1 protein-coding gene is annotated in these 569 nt (G+C 71.2%); it reads right to left on the reverse strand.

Annotated elements, in window-relative coordinates; all coding sequences use genetic code 11:
- The coding region (locus FLO80_RS23695; RefSeq protein WP_188078399.1) for an STN domain-containing protein at nucleotides 1–569 on the reverse strand (569 nt) is incomplete at both ends.

Here is a 569-nt window from a genome sequence, read left to right on the forward strand (position 1 = left end):
GCCGGGGGAAATCCCGCCGAGCAGGGCGTTCGGTCCCTTGAGCACTTCCACCCGCTCGGCGAATTCGATCGGTACCCGCCAGGACGGCAGTAGGCCATAGAGGCCGTTGAAGGCGACGTCGGCGTTCTGCACGCTGAAGCCGCGAATCGTGTAGCTGTCCACCAGGTCGCCGCGACCGCCGACCACCCGCACCGACGGATCGTTGGCCTGTAGCAGGTCGGCGACGCTGCGCGCCTGCTGCTGCTCGATGGTCCTGGCGGTGTAGCTGGTGATGCTGAATGGCGCATCCATCACGTCGGCGTTGCCCAGCATGCCCAGGCGCGCGCCACGGGCCACCTGGCCGCCGGCGTACTCGGCGGGCAGGGTCTCGGCACCGGCGGCCTGGGCGGTGATCAGCGAGGATTGCAGTTCCAGCGCGCCATCGGTGGCTGCCGGCACCAGGGTGTAGCTGCCATCGCTGCGCTGCTGCAACTCCAGGCCGCTGCCCAGCAGCAGGCGGTGCAGCGCCTCGACCGGCGCGTAGCGGCCGCGCAGGGCGGCGCTGCGGCGACCCTCGGTGAGCGCCGGGT

Origin of the sequence: Aquicoccus porphyridii, assembly GCF_008369105.1 — a bacterium.
GTDB lineage: Bacteria > Pseudomonadota > Alphaproteobacteria > Rhodobacterales > Rhodobacteraceae > Aquicoccus > Aquicoccus porphyridii.